This is a genomic window from Nitrospirota bacterium (assembly GCA_016214385.1).
Classification (GTDB): Bacteria; Nitrospirota; Thermodesulfovibrionia; order UBA6902; family JACROP01; genus JACROP01.
Map to the genome: position 1 here is coordinate 1 of JACROP010000149.1, position 18,356 is coordinate 18,356.

18 protein-coding genes are annotated in these 18,356 nt (G+C 43.5%); 8 read left to right on the top strand and 10 right to left on the bottom strand.

Translation table 11 applies throughout. The features are described from left to right. On the bottom strand, window positions 1-166 hold a 166-nt coding region (locus HZC12_09310), incomplete at its 3' end, for a hypothetical protein (protein MBI5026899.1). Between the two features lie 331 nt (window positions 167-497). Between HZC12_09310 and lpxB the strand changes: the two genes are divergently transcribed. The 8 genes from lpxB to HZC12_09350 all read left to right on the top strand — a co-directional run bounded on the left by lpxB (window position 498) and on the right by HZC12_09350 (window position 8,559). Further along, complete coding sequence (lpxB, locus tag HZC12_09315) at window positions 498-1,613, top strand: lipid-A-disaccharide synthase (protein ID MBI5026900.1); 1,116 nt, start codon at window positions 498-500, stop codon at window positions 1,611-1,613. Next, on the top strand, window positions 1,589-3,313 hold the full coding sequence (locus HZC12_09320; protein MBI5026901.1) for an ABC transporter ATP-binding protein: 1,725 nt from the start codon (window positions 1,589-1,591) through the stop codon (window positions 3,311-3,313). The genes lpxB and HZC12_09320 overlap by 25 nt, the downstream gene beginning before the upstream one ends. Before the next feature lie 40 nt (window positions 3,314-3,353). After that, complete coding sequence (locus tag HZC12_09325; GenBank protein ID MBI5026902.1) at window positions 3,354-4,562, top strand: 3-deoxy-D-manno-octulosonic acid transferase; 1,209 nt, start codon at window positions 3,354-3,356, stop codon at window positions 4,560-4,562. Next, window positions 4,540-5,679 (top strand): tetraacyldisaccharide 4'-kinase, encoded by a 1,140-nt coding sequence (gene lpxK, locus HZC12_09330; protein MBI5026903.1) that lies wholly within the window; start codon window positions 4,540-4,542, stop codon window positions 5,677-5,679. Before HZC12_09325 ends, lpxK begins: the two co-directional genes overlap by 23 nt. A gap of 156 nt (window positions 5,680-5,835) precedes the next feature. Then, window positions 5,836-6,234, top strand: a complete 399-nt coding sequence (locus HZC12_09335) for a YjbQ family protein (protein MBI5026904.1) — start codon at window positions 5,836-5,838, stop codon at window positions 6,232-6,234. Between the two features lie 13 nt (window positions 6,235-6,247). After that, window positions 6,248-7,108 carry a hypothetical protein gene (locus tag HZC12_09340; GenBank protein MBI5026905.1) on the top strand — a complete coding sequence of 287 codons (861 nt, stop codon included), beginning with the start codon at window positions 6,248-6,250 and terminating at the stop codon, window positions 7,106-7,108. 2 nt (window positions 7,109-7,110) lie between these two features. Beyond that, entirely contained in the window at window positions 7,111-7,287 is a 177-nt protein-coding gene (locus HZC12_09345) for a hypothetical protein (GenBank protein MBI5026906.1), read from the top strand. Between the two features lie 9 nt (window positions 7,288-7,296). Beyond that, entirely contained in the window at window positions 7,297-8,559 is a 1,263-nt protein-coding gene (locus HZC12_09350) for a molybdopterin molybdotransferase MoeA (protein MBI5026907.1), read from the top strand. An 84-nt stretch (window positions 8,560-8,643) separates the two neighbouring features. Here HZC12_09350 and ftsZ read toward each other — a convergent pair whose 3' ends face one another. The 9 genes from ftsZ to murD form a co-directional block, all read right to left on the bottom strand. Further along, entirely contained in the window at window positions 8,644-9,783 is a 1,140-nt protein-coding gene (ftsZ, locus tag HZC12_09355; protein ID MBI5026908.1) for a cell division protein FtsZ, read from the bottom strand. A 17-nt stretch (window positions 9,784-9,800) separates the two neighbouring features. Then, entirely contained in the window at window positions 9,801-11,024 is a 1,224-nt protein-coding gene (ftsA, locus tag HZC12_09360) for a cell division protein FtsA (protein ID MBI5026909.1), read from the bottom strand. Next, on the bottom strand, window positions 11,021-11,794 hold the full coding sequence (locus HZC12_09365) for an FtsQ-type POTRA domain-containing protein (protein MBI5026910.1): 774 nt from the start codon (window positions 11,792-11,794) through the stop codon (window positions 11,021-11,023). Before HZC12_09365 ends, ftsA begins: the two co-directional genes overlap by 4 nt. Beyond that, window positions 11,775-12,728: a D-alanine--D-alanine ligase gene (locus tag HZC12_09370; protein ID MBI5026911.1), complete on the bottom strand. Its 954-nt coding sequence runs from the start codon at window positions 12,726-12,728 to the stop codon at window positions 11,775-11,777. Before HZC12_09370 ends, HZC12_09365 begins: the two co-directional genes overlap by 20 nt. Continuing rightward, a complete protein-coding gene (gene murB / locus HZC12_09375) occupies window positions 12,721-13,647 on the bottom strand; it encodes a UDP-N-acetylmuramate dehydrogenase (GenBank protein MBI5026912.1) in 927 nt (308 codons plus the stop codon). The genes HZC12_09370 and murB overlap by 8 nt, the downstream gene beginning before the upstream one ends. Then, window positions 13,648-15,045, bottom strand: a complete 1,398-nt coding sequence (locus HZC12_09380; protein ID MBI5026913.1) for a UDP-N-acetylmuramate--L-alanine ligase — start codon at window positions 15,043-15,045, stop codon at window positions 13,648-13,650. A 44-nt stretch (window positions 15,046-15,089) separates the two neighbouring features. After that, window positions 15,090-16,196 (bottom strand): undecaprenyldiphospho-muramoylpentapeptide beta-N-acetylglucosaminyltransferase, encoded by a 1,107-nt coding sequence (gene murG / locus HZC12_09385; protein ID MBI5026914.1) that lies wholly within the window; start codon window positions 16,194-16,196, stop codon window positions 15,090-15,092. Continuing rightward, on the bottom strand, window positions 16,193-17,416 hold the full coding sequence (gene ftsW / locus HZC12_09390) for a putative lipid II flippase FtsW (GenBank protein MBI5026915.1): 1,224 nt from the start codon (window positions 17,414-17,416) through the stop codon (window positions 16,193-16,195). The genes murG and ftsW overlap by 4 nt, the downstream gene beginning before the upstream one ends. Further along, window positions 17,403-18,356: UDP-N-acetylmuramoyl-L-alanine--D-glutamate ligase (murD, locus tag HZC12_09395; protein MBI5026916.1), on the bottom strand; the 954-nt coding region annotated here is incomplete at its 5' end. The genes ftsW and murD, both read right to left, overlap by 14 nt.

An 18,356-nucleotide genomic window follows, 5' to 3' on the forward strand; every position in this document is an offset into this window, starting at 1 on the left:
CCAACCAATAGTCATAGAGCTTTACTGTTGCGCCAGGTATAGCAGTGCTGCAGTCAGCCTTATAAACTTTTCCATAGATATCATAGGCAAAGGCTGTGGCAGAGCCAAAAGATAGGAAGAGAAACAGCCCTAAGAGGATAATTACTTTTTTATTTATGGTTTTCATCTCTTCCCCCTACTTATATTCATAATCCCCCCATAGATGAGTTCTGTTTTTTATAAAGTCAATTTGGTGAGTATTTAGCCAAAACTTTATCAGCAGCTAAAATGGTTGTCAAGATGTAGATTTTTTTTACACATCCCCTCTTATCAGTTCTCTCTCCTCGAGGGAGGAAATAGCAAATCTTTTTTTGGGGGGGGGTAAAAGTCCCCCTACTGGTCGTCGACCGCCTTAGGAAGGAAGGAGGCAAAATAAATTTGAATTTAATAATCAATTAATGATATTTTAAGAAGGGTTGAAGGGTTAATGAATTTAATTTAATATGTCAAAAAGGGTGATGATAATTACAGGAGAGAGTTCAGGAGAGCTATATGGCGCCATGCTGAGCAGGGCACTTAAAAGACTATGGCCTGATATAGAGATAACAGGCATTGGCGGAAACCGCATGAGGGCTGAAGGTATAAATTTAATATCGCAGATTTCAGGGGCATTGGGGCTTACTGAAACCATTCGCCACTGGGGTGAGATAAGGAGAAGCTTTAAAAGAGCCAAGGAGGCTCTGAGGACTCAGAGGCCGGATGTCCTTGTGTTGATTGATTACCCTGATTTTAATATGGCCCTCGCTGCTAAAGCTAAAGCCTCAGGAATCCCCATTCTTTATTATGTAAGCCCGCAGGTATGGGCATGGCGCCCTAAAAGGGCAAAGAAAATCGCCCGCCTTGTAAACAGGATGGCTGTGATCTTCCCTTTTGAGACGGACATTTATAAAAACGTCGGTCTTTCACACGAATTTGTAGGTCACCCTATTGCAGAAACTATTGATATTAATCAGACAAAAGAGGAATTAAAACAAAAACTCGGGCTCGATGTGCGTAAACCAGCCATAAGTCTTCTGCCAGGAAGCAGATTTTCTGAAATAAAAAAACATATGCCTATTCTCAAGGGAGTTGCTGAAAAAATCCACAACGAATTTCCTGAAAATCAGTTGCTTATACCGCTTGCGCCAGGCATTGAACTTACAGAGCAGGTGCCGGATTATATCAAGATTTTAAAAGATTCTACTAAAGAAGCCCTCGCTTGCTCGGAAGCTGCAGCCGTAGCCTCAGGCACGGCAACGCTTGAGACCGCACTCATAGGCACACCAATGGTGGTTTTTTACAAACTTTCCCCAGTAACCTTCTTTTTTGCTAAACTGCTGGTAAAGGTTAAATTCATTTCTATAGTTAATATCCTTGCTGGAGAAGAAGTTGTTGTAGAGCTTGTTCAGGAAAAGGCAACTGTTGAGGGCATATTCTCAGAATTGATGAAGCTCATATATGATATCCAATACAGGCAGAAGATGATTTCGAATTTGCAGAAAATCAAAGAAATGATGAGTAAAAAGACAGCCTCGGTAAAGGTTGCTTCCATGATAGGAGAGTTAGCAGGATGGAACACTACAAACGCCTGTTAAGTTATCTCAAGCCTTACTGGTGGATTGTTGCAGTAGCCGCTATATTCAGCCTTGCAACATCTGCGATTACAGGCGCCATGGCGTGGTTCATCAAGCCAGTAATAGATGGCGTAATGAAAGACATCCATATAATAACAATGTACCTCTTTATGTATGTTGGTTTCTTCATATTTAAAGGGCTGTTTAGTTTTGTTCATTCTTTTCTAATGCGTATAGTAGGGGCAAAGGTAGTAAGGGATGTAAGGGCTCAACTCTTTAAAAAAGTCATTATCCTTCCGATGAATTTTCATGTGAACAAGCCCTCGGGCGAGCTAATATCAAGGGTAATAAATGACTCAAATGTCCTTCAGGGGATTCTTGGATATTCTGTCAAGGATATTTTTGTTGAGGTAACAACCTTTGTTGTACTTTTAACCATTGCCTTTTTAAGGAGCTGGAAACTCGCATTGATAGCTATTATAGTGCTGCCAGTTTCTTTCTTTATCATCAACAAATTTGGCAGGAAAATGAGGAAGATTGCTCAAAAGACCCAGCAACAGATATCAGACCTGGTGGTAAGGCTTACAGAAAGCATATCAGGGATCAAAATAATAAAGGCCTTCATGCGTGAAAAACTCCATGAAGACAAATTTAATGAAGAAAATAAAAAGTATTACAGGATAGCTATAAAAGGTGCACGCACTGTGGAGTATTCATACCTTTTGCATGAGATTATCACAGGAGTAGGTACAGTAGGCGTTTTATTCTATGGCTTTTATTTAGTAAACCTCAATCAAATAACACTGGGTGAACTAATCTCTTTTTCTGCCGCAGTAGGTTTAATATACACACCCATAAAAAGAATTGGCGGAGCCAACAACAGCCTGCAGCAGGCACGGGCAGCAGCAGAGAGGATTTTCTACATCCTTGATCAAGAACATGAAATCGACGGGACAATTGACCTGCCGGCAATTAGAGATGAGATCAATTTTAACAATGTCTCCTTTGTTTATCCTGGCACAGAAAGGCCAGTGCTTGATAATATAAATTTCAGTGTAAAAAAGGGAGAACTTATAGCGATAGTAGGGAAAAGCGGCGTTGGCAAGACTACTCTCATGGACATGTTGCCAAGGTTTTACAAACCTACTAATGGCAATATCACCATTAATGACATAGATATAAATAACGCCACGCTTTCGTCTCTGCGCAAAAATATCGGGATAGTAAGCCAGGATATAATACTATTCAACGAGACTGTTAAAGAAAATATAGCCTTTGGGAAACTTGAAGCAACTGATGAAGAGATAATAGAATCGGCAAAAGCAGCCTATGCCCATGACTTTATAAAGGATATGCCTCAGGGTTATGATACAATAATCGGTGAAAGAGGCGTAAAGCTCTCAGGTGGGCAGAAACAGAGGATATCCATTGCAAGGGCGCTACTTAAAAATCCACCTATCCTGATACTTGATGAAGCTACATCATCCCTTGATACTGCATCGGAGATCATTGTCCAGAAAGCGCTTGACAACTTAATGGCCAACAGGACAACATTTGTCATTGCTCACAGGTTATCTACTGTGAGAAGGGCTAACAGGATTTTAGTCCTTGAAAAGGGGAGGATTGTCGAAACAGGCACACATGAGGAGCTCATAAAAGAAGGGGGCATATACAGAGAATTATATCATGCCCAGCTTGAGAAGGATGTTTCTGTTATATAATTTTCTCTCAACCTTATCCTTTATAATTTTTCTCCCAATCATGCTCCTGAAAAAAGGTAAATCGTGGCGCTATCTAAAAGAACGCGTTGGCCTATCAAATTATGAGAATGCCAATATATGGGTTCATGCTGTTTCGGTTGGCGAGGTCCTGGCTGCAATACCATTTCTTAAGTCCCTCAAAAAAGAAATTCCTGAAACAAAGATCCTTCTGTCCACCATCACACACACAGGACAGGGGATTGCAATAGAGAAATTCCCTGAGGCAGATAGAATTATGTACATGCCATGGGACGCAAGTTTTGCTGTGAACAGGGTCGTAAAAGAGATAAAACCAAAGGTCTTTATTACAATAGAAACAGAGCTCTGGCCAATTCTCTTTAAAGCCCTCAGGCAAAACGGAACAAAAATAATCGTACTGAACGGCAGGATCTCAAAAAATTCTTTCAAGGGCTATATGTACATCCGTAGTTTCATGAAAAGTGTTCTTTCATATGTCGATGCCTTCTGCATGCGGACTGACCTTGATGCGCAGAGGATTATCTCCATGGGCGCTGACAGGGAAAAGGTCAGGGTTTCAGGCAATCTAAAATTCGACATTACACTTCCAAAAGACACCTTGCCCTGGATAGAAAACATCAGCGAACCGCTTATAGTCGCTGGAAGCACTCACAAAGGTGAAGAGGAAATTATCATTGATGCCTTCGAGAATGTTAAAAAAAATATCCCGGCACTAAAACTAATCCTGGCACCGAGGCACCCTGAAAGATTCTCAGAGGTGGAAGAAGTCCTTAAAAAAAAGGCCATCAACTTTATCAGGCGCTCTGAAATACACCCTGTCCCCCAGCACTCGTCACTGCCAGATGTAATCCTCCTCGATACAATAGGAGAGCTACCGCAAATTTTTTCTAAGGCCACGATTGCATTCATTGGCGGAAGTCTCCTGCCATTTGGAGGCCACAATATTCTTGAGCCTGCCTACTGGAGCAAGCCGATTATTTTTGGCCCGCATATGGACAATTTCCCTTTTGCCTCGGATTTTCTTAAAGAAGGTGCAGCATTGATTGTAAGCAATTCTAAAAACATGGCGGAAGTAATTGAAAATCTGATAACTGACAGGAGCCTTGCAAACTCAATGGGGGAAAAAGCAAGGGCAATAATAGACAAAAACATAGGTGCAACAGAGAAGGCCACAGCCCTTGTGAGGAGCCTCATTCGACAGGCTCAGGATGAGACCTTTGGGACCTCTTAGCGCCTTATATTATACCATTCTTTCAGGAAGGAACCTGCTTTTCAGGCTCGGACTGAAAAAGGTAAACAGGCTGCCATCAAAAGTAATAAGCATAGGGAACCTGACCCTCGGCGGCACTGGTAAGACCCCTGCTACCATAGCCATTGCCAGAGAAGCATTAAAAAGGGGCTTAAGACCATGCATCCTGACAAGGGGATACAAAGGTAAAGCAAAGGGGCCGTGTTTTGTGAGTAAGGGTGATGGGCCGCTTATGGACTGCAGAGAGGCTGGAGATGAATCAGTATTAATGGCTGATAGATTAAACGGTGTCCCTATTGTAAAATGTGCTGATAGGTATGAAGGTGGAATGTTTGCCCTTTCATCACTCCATCACTCCAATGCTCCATTTCTTTTCATTCTCGATGATGGATTCCAGCATATATCTCTTTACAGAGATGTTAATATACTCCTTATTGATGCAACAAACCCATTCGGCAACAAAAGGCTTTTTCCTGAAGGTATATTAAGGGAGCCGCTTAAAGCAATGGAACGGGCTGATATAATAGTAATCACGAAGTTAGAGACGAGAGACGAGGGACAAGAGGCCAATTCAGAGACAAGAGACAAGAGACAAGAGACAAGTAAATATAATAACTCGTCACTCGTCACTCGTCACTCGTCTCTTGAAAAGTCACTCGTCACTCGTCACTCGTCACTGAATAGAATACAGAAAATAGAAGACACTATAAGGCTTTATAACAACAATGCCCCTGTTTACAGGGCTTTTTATAAACCTTTAAGTCTAATCAGCATAGCAGGTAATGTGGAACCTCTCGAGTTTATAAATGGGAAAGGGGTTTATGCCTTTGCAGGCATTGCAAACCCCTCTTCTTTCAAAGCCTCCCTGACCACAAGCGGCGCTAATATTGTGAAGTTCAGGGCCTTTAGAGATCATCACCCTTACAACCATCATGATATAAAATTAATGAAAGAGGAGGCATCAGGGCTGACTGTCATTACCACTGAAAAAGACCTTGTAAGGATCAGGCCACTTAACCCTTCATGGAATATTTTTGCCCTGAAAATAGATTTTTCTATAGATGAAGACTTTTATGACCAGATTTTATCGAGGAGCTAAAACACGGAGGCACTGAGACACAGAGTAAATAATCTGCCACAGAGTTCACAGAGCTATAATTACTCCATTTTTCTTTACACTTTTCTCGTGACCTCTGTGCTCTCTGTGGTTAATTAAGTTTTTTTACTGAACTTTAAACCTGCTCAGGAGGAAACAATGGTAAAAAACATAACCGTCAGGACTAAGGCCAGAACAGAGTTTGTGGACATCACAGATGAGGTGCAGAAGGTTATTACAGAGACAGGGATAAAAAGCGGTATCTGCTACCTCTATATCCCGCATACAACAGCAGCAATAACAATCAATGAGGGAGCGGATCCATCCGTAGTGAGAGACATACAGGCAACTTTAATGCGCCTGATACCCTTTGAGGGAGACTATTATCACCGGGAGGGAAATTCGGATGCCCATATAAAGTCAACCACAATCGGTGTTTCTCAGTTTGTCTTAGTTGAAGACGGGAAACCACTGCTTGGAACCTGGCAGTCTATATATCTGTGTGAATTTGATGGGCCAAGGCACAGGCGAGTCTCTGTAAAAGTTATCGGCGATTAGTCAGGAGTGCTCCATGAGATATAAAGTTGATACATCTGAACGGTGTATCAAACTAAAATTAGAGATAGCATATCTCAAAAAGGAAATAAAACGCCTTAGAAAAACCCTTAAGGTTTACACACCTGATTTAAAAACCATTCTAAAAAGAAGAGGCTTTCATATCTATAAAAAAGAGCCGGGTGATGACCTCCTCATCCCTACAGCCCGATCTCATATAGATGAGTTTTATAATAAATTAAAAAAATATTCCTTCAGGCTGTTTCTGAGAGATGTTATAAAATATCAGAACCACTTCACCCTGCAACAGGTATCAAGATACGCAAGCAGAAACATTACCATGCAATATCTTAACTATCTGAAGGAAATTGACCTTATAGAGGAAACTACCGGGGGTTATCGCCTTATCAAAAGGCCGATAAAGAGCTTTGGCGAAACCCTTGAGTGGTTTATATCTAAATTAATGGAAAAGGAATATAGTGCGGATTCTATCTGGGGAATAAAATTTAAGAGGCCACTGGTCGGAGGAGATTATGACCTTATAGCCAAAGTAGATTCTTCTATTGTCTATATGGAAATCAAATCTTCACCTCCCAAACAGATATATGATAAGGAAATTTCTGCATTCCTCAACAGGGTAGATGACCTTTCCCCTGAGATATCCATTTTCTTTGTCGATACAGAACTCAGAATGAAAGACAAGATAGTGCCGATGTTCGAAGCCGAACTATCGAGACGACGCAGACGCACAACGCCCGTTGAAAGAATAGAGAAAGAAATATTCCATGTAGAGGGGAAAATCTTTATAATAAACTCAAAGGACAGTATAGTGGCCAATATCGGCACTGTATTGAGTTTCTATTTCAGGAGGGATTGAGATTGGATGCAAAAAAAGATATCTGCGTTGTCTGCGCCTGGCGTGAGACCTGCCAGAAGAAGTTCTCAGTGAGCGGGAAAGGGCTTCGCTGTCCTGACTTTACGAGGGACATTACCCTGCCAGAGGCAAAAGAGGAATCGCCTGAGGAAACCGACTTTACAAAAAAAGAAGAAGATTAATAAACTGCCATGAAAGACATGTTAGGACGGGAAAATGCCATTCCTGTAGAGATGGCAAGGGAACTACTTCTAAAATCCATTACCCCCACCCTGCCAGACGAAGTCGAAAAAGAAATAGATGATCCCATGAGCTTGTCGAATGGTATGGTACTGTCGAGGGATATTTTTTCGCCTGAAGACATGCCCGGGTTTTCACGCTCAACAGTGGATGGCTTTGCAGTAAAATCATCAGACACCTTTGGTGCTACAGAAGGCTTTCCAGCATATTTAAATCAAATCGGAGAAGTTATCATGGGAGCAGAACCTGCATTCAAACTTGATAAAGGCAATGCTGCAAAAATAGCCACAGGCGGCATGCTCCCTGACGGCGCTGATGCTGTTGTGATGCTGGAACACATCCAGGAAGTTAATGAAAATTTAATTGAAGTCCTTAAACCAGTAGCCCCCTCGGAAAATGTGATACACGCAGGCGAGGACATAAAAAAAGGAGAGCTTGTCCTTGAAAAAGGCTCAAGACTGAGGCCGCAGGATATAGGTGCCCTTGCAGGTCTGGGAATAACTAAGGTGTGGCTCTATAAAAAACCATTGGTCTCCATAATCTCAACAGGTGATGAGATTGTCCATTCAGGCCCCTTGAAATTAGGCCAGGTAAGAGATATTAATTCATATAACCTCGCTGGCCTTATAACACTAAACGGAGGACAGCCAGTAAAAAAAGGCATCTTCCCTGATAAATATAACGAGATAAAAAATGCTGTCAGTTCCTCCATAAAAGAGTCATCTATGGTATTAATAACAGGCGGCAGCTCGGTTGGGACAAAGGACATGACAGTCAGGGTAATAAATGACCTCGGCCTGCCAGGAGTTTTATTTCATGGCGTCTCGGTCAAACCAGGGAAACCAATAATCGGAGGCATTGTTAATGGCGTCCCTGTCTTTGGTCTTCCAGGGCATCCTGCTGCTGTAACGGTCTGTTTTGAGCTTTTTATAGAACCTGTTTTGAGGGCGCTGACAGGGGAGAAGACACGTATAAGCCAGACGATTAGAAAAACAGTAAAGGCAAGACTTACAAAAAACCTTGCATCAAGCACAGGCAGAGAGGAACATGTAAGGGTCAGAATCGAGGAAATAGATGGAGAGCTGTGGGCAGTGCCAATCCTCGGAAAATCAGGCCTCATCACAACATTAGTAAAAGCAGATGGGACAGTCGTCATACCTTTAAAAAAACAGGGCATGGAAAAAGGTGAAGAGGTTGAGGTAAAGTTGTTCTAAAGTGGGGGTGAGGGTGGGAGCCGGGGGTAAAAGCTCCCACCCTGGGGGGGAGGTTTTATGGAGCACTTAAGTAAGTGCTACCATTTACAGAAACCTCGGGGCATCCTTTAGGTGGGTCTTGCGTATAAATGTGGGTATATCAAGGTCGTTCTCATCTATCTTTAAACTAAGGTCAATATCCTTGGAGAGAATTCTCTCAGAACCTTTCAGGACTATGGCCTCCCTGGATGGTCTCCATTTCTTATAAGAAGGCATTTCAACCTGAGATTGCTCTCCAAAGCCAGTTGCAATCACCGTGACTTTAACCTCTTCATCAATGTCAGGGTTTATAACAGAGCCAAAGATTATATTGGCGTCCTCATGTGCAGCATCATGAATCAAGCTCGATGCCTCATGAACCTCATATAGGGAGAGGGAGGGGCCTCCAGTGATGTTTATAATCACACCTTTTGCACCATCAATGGAGGCCTCCTCCAGGAGGGGGCTTGATATGGCCATTTTTGCGGCTGTAACTGCCCTGTTCTCACCTGCTGCAGTACCTATCCCCATAACGGCCCTTCCTGTCTCAGCCATTACGGTTCTGATATCCGCAAAATCGAGGTTTATAAGGCCTGGTATAAGAATCAAATCTGCGATACCCTGAATGGCCTGTCTTAGAACGTCGTTGGCAATCCTTAATGTCTGAAGCATAGGCATTCCTTTATCTGCAATGCTGAGGAGCCTGTTGTTCTGCACAACAATAATAGCATCACCATGTTTCTTCAGCTCCTTTATACCCTCATCAGCATTTTTCGCCCTCCTGCTTCCTTCAAAGACAAAAGGCTTGGTGACAACTGCGGTCGTGAGTATCCCAAGCTCTCTTGCAATCTCTGCAATAACAGGGGACGCACCTGTCCCTGTTCCACCGCCCATACCAGCGGTTATAAAGATCATGTCTGCACCATGCATGGCCTCTTTAATGGCATCCCTGTCATCGAGGGCAGCCTGCCTGCCAATCTCAGGGTAAGCGCCAGCACCAAGGCCCTTTGTCAGCTCAGCGCCGATCTGGATGCGCTTCGATGCAAGGGAAGAATCCAGCGCCTGAGCATCTGTATTAACCACTACAAATTCAATCCCATGGAGGTTGGAGGATATCATGCCATTGACAGCATTTCCTCCTGCACCTCCAACCCCGATAACTTTAATCTTAGCTGATATACTCCTTATTTCTTCGAGTTCAAACATCTCATCCTCCTTTCTATTTATTTAAATATTCCATCCACCCAATCTTTCATCCTGTTCAGTATTCCCTGAAAGAGGCCGCCTTCTTTAAAACCCTGCTCAGCCCCGATATCCTTTGCTCCGTAAAGCACGAGGCCGACACCTGTGGCATACATGGGGCTACTCACAATATCTTTAAGGCCTCCGATACCCACAGGGTTCCCCACCCTCACAGGCAGCTCGAGGATATTTTCAGCCAGGGAATCCATCCCGTCCATAAGGGCAGCCCCGCCTGTCAGGACTATGCCTGAGGCTATGACATTACTGCTACTGCCTTTTCTTATTTCTTCTTTAACAAGCTCAAAAAGCTCTTCAGCCCTCAGTTGAAGTATCTCCACAAGATAGCGTCTCGGTATCTTCCTGTGCGGCCTGTCACCTGCATAGACAACATCTATCTCTTCTTCAGGATTTACCATTGTGAGTATTGCACAACCATATTTCTTCTTAATCCTTTCAGCCTCGGGGGTAGGAGTCCTCAGCCCTACCGCAATATCGTTTGTAAAATGACTCCCTCCCAGGGTAAGAACAGAGGTGTGACAGATACTGCCTCCATGAAAAAGGGCGATGTCTGTTGTACCTCCTCCAACATCCACAATACCAACTCCAAGGTCTTTCTCATCCTGACTTAAAGTAGCTTCACCCGAGGCCAGAGGCTCAAGGACTATATCTATAACATCCAGCCCGGCCTTCTCACAGCATTTGACAAGGTTCTGCACAGATGCCACGGCTCCGGTTACTATATGCACTTTTGCCTCAAGCCTTACACCACTCATCCCCCTGGGGTCCTTTATACCGTCCTGTCCATCAACAATGAAATCCATGGGGATAACGTGAAGAACCTCCCTGTCAAGTGGTATTGCCACTGCCTTAGCTGCATCTACAACCCTGTCTATGTCTCTCTGGCTGATTTCTTTCTCTTTTACAGCTATGACGCCGTGGCTCGGAAAACTGTTTATGTGCCCTCCAGCAATGCCGACATACACAGCTTTTATCTCAATGCCAGACATAATCTCAGCTTCCCTGATAGCCTTCCTTATCGACTCGACAGTGCTTTCTATATTGACCACTACCCCTTTTCTCAAACCTTTAGAAGGGGCGCTGCCCAGGCCGATGATATCCAACGCGCCTGTCCTCACTTCCCCGACAATGGCACATATCTTTGTCGTCCCGACATCAAGGCCAACTATAAGATTGTCCCCTTTCATTTAACAACCTTCACAGGCTTTACTATGACCGAGTTTTTAAATCTCAAATCTATGTAATCGATGTTTTCAGGCATCACACCTTTCTTCCTGAGTTCCACTTCTATCTCTTTCCAGCGTTCGAGTTTCTCATTATATCTGTTATAGCCAATCCTGATTATCTTATCGTCAATATTCACTACGAGGCCATAAGGCCGAACTGCATAAATCTCTATCGAATTTCTTTCACCAGCAATTCCCTTTTCATTTAAAGCATCAACTAACTTGAGGGCTTCTTCTATGCCTGCCTTATTTTTTTTAAAATCAATGCCTGTTATCACCGGTAAGAATGGTGTCCTGTCACCACCCAAAGCCTCAAGGAGATTACCCTCAGGGGCTATGAGATACAGATTGCCTTTTGATTCAACGATAGCCTTTGGTACAGTCTCCTCAACCTTTACCCTGAGTGTACCCGGAAACTCCTTTCTGAGCGATGCCCCTTTAATCCAGGCAGATGCCTTAAGCTTCTCTTCGATGTCTCTTAAAGAAACCTTAAAAAGGTTCTCGCCTTTACTAATTCCAATCTTTGATTTAAGCTCGTCCTCGCCGATATAGTGATTGCCTGAAACCTTAATATCTCTTACAGAAAATGCCTTGCTTGCGAACTTTATGGAGAAGAAAGACAGAAAAAGTAAGCCAGTCAGAGAAATCACAAGGGCTCCCCTTTTCAGATAAATCCTTAACCTTTCTCCATGCCAGTAGGCAGATTGTTTCCTATGATTCTTTGAGCGCAAGTCTTAAAATCTCCTCCACTAACTGTTTAAAATTCAATCCTGCTGACTGGGCTATTTTGGGAAGTAAACTTGTAGCCGTCATGCCAGGCAGAGTATTCACTTCTAATACATAAGGGTCTCCTTTTTCATCTATCCTTAAATCAACCCTTGTCCCGCCAGAACATCCGAGCGCCCTGTGGGCCAGCAGGCCAGCATCTTTTGCCCTTTCATAGACATTGCTATCTAATTCAGGTGGAATGATGTATTCGGTGAGGCCGGATGTATATTTGGCCTCATAACTATAAAATTCAAGTGAAGGTCTGACCTCCACACCACCTAAAACTCTATTGCCGAGAATTCCGATATGAACCTCTTTGCCATCAATGAATTTCTCAATGATGGTCCTTGGACCAAAAGAAAATGCCTTTTCCACAGCAGCCTCAAGACCTGTCTCGTCTTTCGCAATACTCACTCCAACACTTGAACCCTCAACAGCAGGCTTTACTACCCAGGGCATAGGAAAGTCGAAAGTCGGTAGTCGATAGCCAATAGCCTTTCCCTTCTTCACAACTGACGACTCACGACTGATGACTACAAAGGGCGGCACCTTTAGTCCGTGATACATAAAGATCTTTTTAGACGCCTCTTTATCCATAGCAAGGGCAGAGGCCAGGATTCCAGAGCCCGTATAAGGAATTCCAATGACCTCAAGCATTCCCTGAATCGCGCCATCTTCACCCATACCGCCATGGAGTGCTAAGAAGGCAACCTTTATCTTTTCTTTCTTGAGTAATGTCATAATGTCTTTTCCAACATCCACAGGAACTGTGTTATACCCGAGTTCCTGAAGCGCCTGGTAAACTGCAAGGCCACTCCTTATAGAAATATCCCTTTCAGAGGAAAGCCCTCCCATAAGCACGCCGATCCTTTTTGTTGTAAGAAGCTCCTTAACCATTTCTCCCCACAATCTCTATCTCTGGCAAGAGGCTTATGCCACATTTTTCTCTCACCTTGTCTTTGACTACATCCATCAGTTTAATAAAATCCTTAGCTGTTGCTTCCCCTTTGTTGATAATATAATTTGCATGCACAGCGCTTACCTCAGCATCACTAATTCTCATGCCCTTGCACCCGGCCATTTCTATAAGCCTTCCAGCCGAATCTGCATCAGGATTTTTAAAAACACATCCTGCACTGCGTTCTCCTATGGGCTGAGTAATCCTTTTTTTCTCAAGATATTCCTTCATGCGTTTCTCTATGTCTTTCTGGTCATTTTTTCTCAAAAAGATATTGGCACTGAGGATTATCGAGCCATTTTCAATGTTTGATCTCCTGTATGAAAAACCGAGTTCTTTTTTATTAAACTTTAAAAGTCTTCCGCTTTTATCAAGAACAACTGCAGAGATTATTACGTCCTTGATTTCTTTATTAAAAGCTCCTGCATTCATGCGTATGGCCCCGCCAACAGTGCCCGGGATACCCACAAGATTCTCAATGCCCAAGTAACCCTTTTCCTTTGCAAAGTTTATAAGCCTTTGAAGAGCCACGCCTGCCTCCACAAAAACACCGGCCCCATCTTCTGTCTCATTCAGGAGTTCTATCCTTTTAAATGCCCTCAGGCAAACCACTATACCTTCTATGCCTCCATCTCTTACGAGGAGATTCGTTCCGGCCCCTAATACAAAAACCGGAATTTTCCTTTCACCGGCTGCAAGGAGGATATTCTTTACAGATACCGGGTCCTCAGGGAAAGCGATAACATCAGCAGGCCCGCCGATCCTCAGAGACGTATAGCCTGCCATGGGCTCTCTAAACTTTACTTCGCCCTGAAAAAACTCACCAGTAAATATTTCTTTCCAGGCTTTCTCGTCCAACTAAGCTCCTTTCCCTGCTCCGATCTTGAAACTATCCAACAATTCTTCCCCTATCTTCCAGACATCTCCAGCCCCCAGAGTCAAGAATGTATCTCCTGGCCTGAGAGTCTTTAACAGATACTTCAGTATCTCGTCCCTATCTTTTATATAATCCACATCACATCCAGAGTTTTTTATCCCATTAAACAAAACACTGGAGTCTATCCCTTTAATGGGACTTTCACCAGCAGCATATATATCCATCAGTAAAACCTTATCAGCATCCTTAAAGGCGCCTGAGAATTCTTCGAGCATGTCTCTTGTCCTTGTGTACCTGTGGGGCTGAAATAAGACAATGAGCCTTCTGCCTATATTCTCCTTAGCTGCCCCCAACGTAGCCTTAATCTCTGTCGGGTGGTGCCCGTAATCATCAAAAATCCTGATGCCTCCAATCTCGCCTTTAAACTCAAATCTCCTTTGAATACCACTGAAATCTCTGAGGGATTGCCTCGCTGTATCAATATCGAGTTCAAGCTCAAGTGCTACTGCGATTGCTGCGAGGGCGTTAGAGATACTGTGAAGTCCTGGAAGGGGCAAATCAAAAAACCCGAGGGATTCATCCTTATAGACAGCTTCAAACCTGGATGAAAGACCTTGATTTATCGCACCCCTGCTTATATTTACAGCCCTGAGGTCTGCACTCCCTTTCAGACCATATGTAATATAGCGCCTGTGAACATCAGGTATGAGTCCCCTGATATGTTCATTATCGCTGCACAGTATGGAGAGGCCATAAAAAGGCACTTTATTTATAAAAGAAAGGAATGCCTCTTTCAGGGCTGCAAGGCTCTTAAAATAATCCATATGCTCCCTGTCTATGTTTGTCACCACTGCAATAGTCGGCGAAAGTTTCAAAAAAGACCCATCGCTTTCGTCTGCCTCTGCAACCAGAAATTCTCCTTGTCCTAACTTTGCATTGCTGCCGAGTCCTTTAAGTTTCCCTCCGATTACAACTGTCGGGTCAAGCCCGCCTGAGGCTAAAATAGTGGCTATCAGAGAGGTGGTTGTAGTCTTGCCATGGGCACCTGCTATCAGCACGCTGTATTTCAACCTCGCAAGCTCAGCGAGCATCTCTGCCCTGGGTATTACTGGAATTGATAACCGTTTTGCAGCAATAACTTCCGGGTTATCAGGCATTACAGCCGATGAGATCACAACAACATGTGCGCCCTCGATATTGTCCTGCCTGTGGCCTATCGTTATCTTTATCCCCAGATCCCTCAATCTCCTGGTTGTCTCTGTCTCTTTCAAATCCGAACCCCTGACCTCATAGCCAAGATTCCTGAGAACCTCAGCAATGCCGCTCATACCAATACCGCCAATGCCTACAAAATGGACTATTTCAAATTTCTTATACATCTTCCAATCTCATTTCCCATTTCTCATTTCCTATTTCCTATTTCTTAGTTCTTAGTTCTCAACTTTAATAAACCCATAGCTATCTCGACAATTTTTTGTGCTGCATCCGGCTTTCCGAGAGAACGGCTAATCTTTTCCATTGTCCCTATTGCATCCGGGTCTTCGTAGATATACCTGATTGAATCCACAAGGGTTTTCCCTTTAAGATCCCTGTCAAGGATCATATGAGCTGCCCCCAAATCCCAGAGTTTCCTCGCATTCAGCTCCTGATGGTTTCCTGCTGCAAATGGATAAGGAATAAGTATTGATGCCTTTCCACACGCAGTCAGTTCGGCAATGGTAGAGGCCCCTGCCCTTGATATAACAAGGTCAGAAGCTGCATACGCATCGGCCATTTCATAAATAAAGGGAATAACCGTACCATGGAACCCCATCGAACGGTAAGACTCCCTCGTTGCAGAAAAGTCTTTCTCGCCGGTTTGATGTAGAAACTGGATCTTATCTTTTAAATCCTCAAGATATGAGAGGCCTTCGGTTACAGCCCTGTTTATACGGTGTGCACCCGAACTGCCGCCAAACACAAAAATGGTGAATCGCTCTTTATCAAGACCAAAAATTTTATGACCTCTTTCTCTGTTCCCCCTGAGTATTTCTTTCCTTACAGGATTGCCTGTAAGATGCGTCTTGTATTTTGGAAAAAACTCTATGCTATCCTGATAGGTCACCGCAACTGCTCTAACAAACTTCCCAAGCAATTTATTTGTAACCCCTGGAATTGAGTTTTGCTCATGTATCATTGTGGGTATACCCATAAGAAAAGCAGTGAGGACTACAGGGCCAGACGAATAGCCTCCAAAACCAAAAACAAGGTCAGGGTTAAATGTCCGGAGGAGTGTATAAGAATCCTTCATTGACAGTGGCAGCTTTGCAAGTGATCTCAATGTCCTGACTGCACCAACTCTCACAAGCCCTTCTGACCTTATGAACCTCACATCAAATCCCTCCTTTGGAACCACCGTTGCCTCTATGCCCTCTGCTGTGCCAACAAACATAATTTCTGTACTGGCATGCACCTTTTTAAACTCCCTTGCCAGAGCAATGCCCGGGAAGAGATGCCCGCCAGTGCCTCCTCCTGCAATTATTATCCTCATTTCGTGAACCGCATCCACGAACCATGCCCGTAAATAGCATCTGAATAATCCCCCCTCCCCCCTTTAGTAAAAGAGGAAGAAGAAGGGGGGATTAGTTTAGCTCTATCGATTACGGAAAATGGATTATGCACAGAATTTCTTGATACATTGATGAGTATGCCTATTGCTGCCATGTTCACCAGAAGTGATGAGCCACCATAACTGATAAAAGGGAGTGGAAGCCCTTTGGTCGGCATTAAACCTGTGGATACGGCAAAATTAACAAGGGCCTGAATCCCTATCATAAGTGTAAGACCAATGGCAAGATAATAAGCAAAGGCGTTGTCAGAGCGCATTGCTATCTTCACACCCTTTATGAAAAGCCACATAAAAAAGCCCAGCACAATAACTGTCCCTATAAACCCGAGCTCCTCCCCTATAATGGAAAAAACAAAGTCTGTATGTGATTCTGGAAGGAAAAACAACTTCTGGCGGCTACTCCCCAGCCCCACTCCTGTAAGACCGCCGCTGCCAAAGGCAATAAAAGACTGCATAAGCTGAAACCCGCTACCGAGAGGGTCCTGCTCGGGGTCAAGAAAGGCTTTTATCCTCTTCATTCTGTACGGGACAGATAAAAGAAGTTTATAAATCAGCGGTATGGTCATCAGCACAAAACCCAAAATATGAACCCATCTTGTGCCGCCGATAAAAAGGAGACACATTGTAAGAATCCCGAAACTAATGGCCGCACCAAAATCAGGCTGCATCAAAAATAGACCTTGAAAAATTCCCATAATGGAAACTGGAATAAGAAACCCATATCTGAAGCTTTTCATTTCCTCTTGTTTTTTACTCATATAGTCGGCCAGGAAAATAACCATTGCTATTTTTGCAAGTTCTGAAGGCTGAAAGGTTGAAGGCCATAGCTTGAGCCACCGCCGCGCCCCTCCAGCAGAAACTCCCACATAAGGTATAAAAACCAATAAGAGAAGTATTACAGAAATAACAAGCATAGGGATAACAAAAGGCCTCAGTCTCTGATAATTAACCCTCGACAGGAATATCATTGCGATGAATCCAAGAAAGACTGTAAACAGATGATTCTTAAGGTAGTGAAATCCATTACCAAACTTCTTGAAAGCTATGACTGCTGTGGAGCTATAGACCATAAGAATCCCGATACCAACAAGAGCTAAAACAGGGATAACAATATCCTTTCCTTTTACCTTAGAGTAAAGCACCCTTTAACTCCCTCACCGCCTCTTTAAATTTTCTGCCCCTGTCTTCAAAGTCCCTGAACATATCAAAGCTCGCACACCCGGGAGAAAGCATGACAACATCTCCCCTCCTGGCCTTTGCCGCTGAAATCTCCACGGCCTCTCTCATATCCCTTACAAAAACCGTCTCGGTAAAACTGCCGAGAGCTTTTGCAATCTTCTCTTTTGCCTCTCCTAAGAGAATTAGTGTCTTAACCCTCTGTCTCACCATATCCTTCAAAATTGAGAAATCCGAAGCCTTATCCCTTCCACCCATGATCAGGATTATCCCTTGAAAACTTTCAAGAGATTTCACAACCGCTCCGACATTGGTTCCCTTTGAATCATTTATAAAACTTACCCCATCAATTTCCTCTACAAACTCCAGCCTGTGCTCGAGGCCAGGAAAATCCACGAGGACATCCCTGACAGCCTGTGCTGGACATCCTGATACAAGCGCTATAGCAGAGGCAGCCATAGCATTTTCCAGGTTGTGGACTCCTTTAATCTTTATCTCACTGGCAGCAATAAGTGACGAGTGACGAGTGACGAGTGACGAGTCAATAAAATTACAGCAAATCATTCCATCCTTTAAATAGACCCCTTCGACCTCCCTCTTACGACTAAAATAATATATTTTGGGTCTTTCACTTCTCACTTTTAACTTTTCACTTTTAACTTTCATAGTCTCCGGATCATCTGCATTAAGAATCAGGTAATCTTCAGGCCCTTGATTTTCAAAAATCCTGGCCTTTGCATTTATATACGCATTCATATCTTCATATCGGTCGAGGTGGTCGGGTGTTATGTTCAGAATCGCAGCAACCCTGGGTTTGAATTTAGCTATTGTTTCGAGTTGAAAACTTGACACCTCTGCCACGATAAAATCAAGAGACGAGTGACGAGTGACGAGTGACTTTTCAAG

Coding starts and splice junctions, on each gene's coding strand:
- lpxB (MBI5026900.1), top strand. CDS start 498: ATGATAATTACAGGAGAGAGTTCAGGAGAGCTATATGGCGCCATGCTG.
- HZC12_09320 (MBI5026901.1), top strand. CDS start 1,589: ATGGAACACTACAAACGCCTGTTAAGTTATCTCAAGCCTTACTGGTGG.
- HZC12_09325 (MBI5026902.1), top strand. CDS start 3,354: ATGCTCCTGAAAAAAGGTAAATCGTGGCGCTATCTAAAAGAACGCGTT.
- lpxK (MBI5026903.1), top strand. CDS start 4,540: ATGAGACCTTTGGGACCTCTTAGCGCCTTATATTATACCATTCTTTCA.
- HZC12_09335 (MBI5026904.1), top strand. CDS start 5,836: ATGGTAAAAAACATAACCGTCAGGACTAAGGCCAGAACAGAGTTTGTG.
- HZC12_09340 (MBI5026905.1), top strand. CDS start 6,248: ATGAGATATAAAGTTGATACATCTGAACGGTGTATCAAACTAAAATTA.
- HZC12_09350 (MBI5026907.1), top strand. CDS start 7,297: ATGAAAGACATGTTAGGACGGGAAAATGCCATTCCTGTAGAGATGGCA.
- ftsZ (MBI5026908.1), bottom strand. CDS start 9,783: ATGTTTGAACTCGAAGAAATAAGGAGTATATCAGCTAAGATTAAAGTT.
- ftsA (MBI5026909.1), bottom strand. CDS start 11,024: ATGAAAGGGGACAATCTTATAGTTGGCCTTGATGTCGGGACGACAAAG.
- HZC12_09370 (MBI5026911.1), bottom strand. CDS start 12,728: ATGGTTAAGGAGCTTCTTACAACAAAAAGGATCGGCGTGCTTATGGGA.
- HZC12_09380 (MBI5026913.1), bottom strand. CDS start 15,045: ATGTATAAGAAATTTGAAATAGTCCATTTTGTAGGCATTGGCGGTATT.
- murG (MBI5026914.1), bottom strand. CDS start 16,196: ATGAGGATAATAATTGCAGGAGGAGGCACTGGCGGGCATCTCTTCCCG.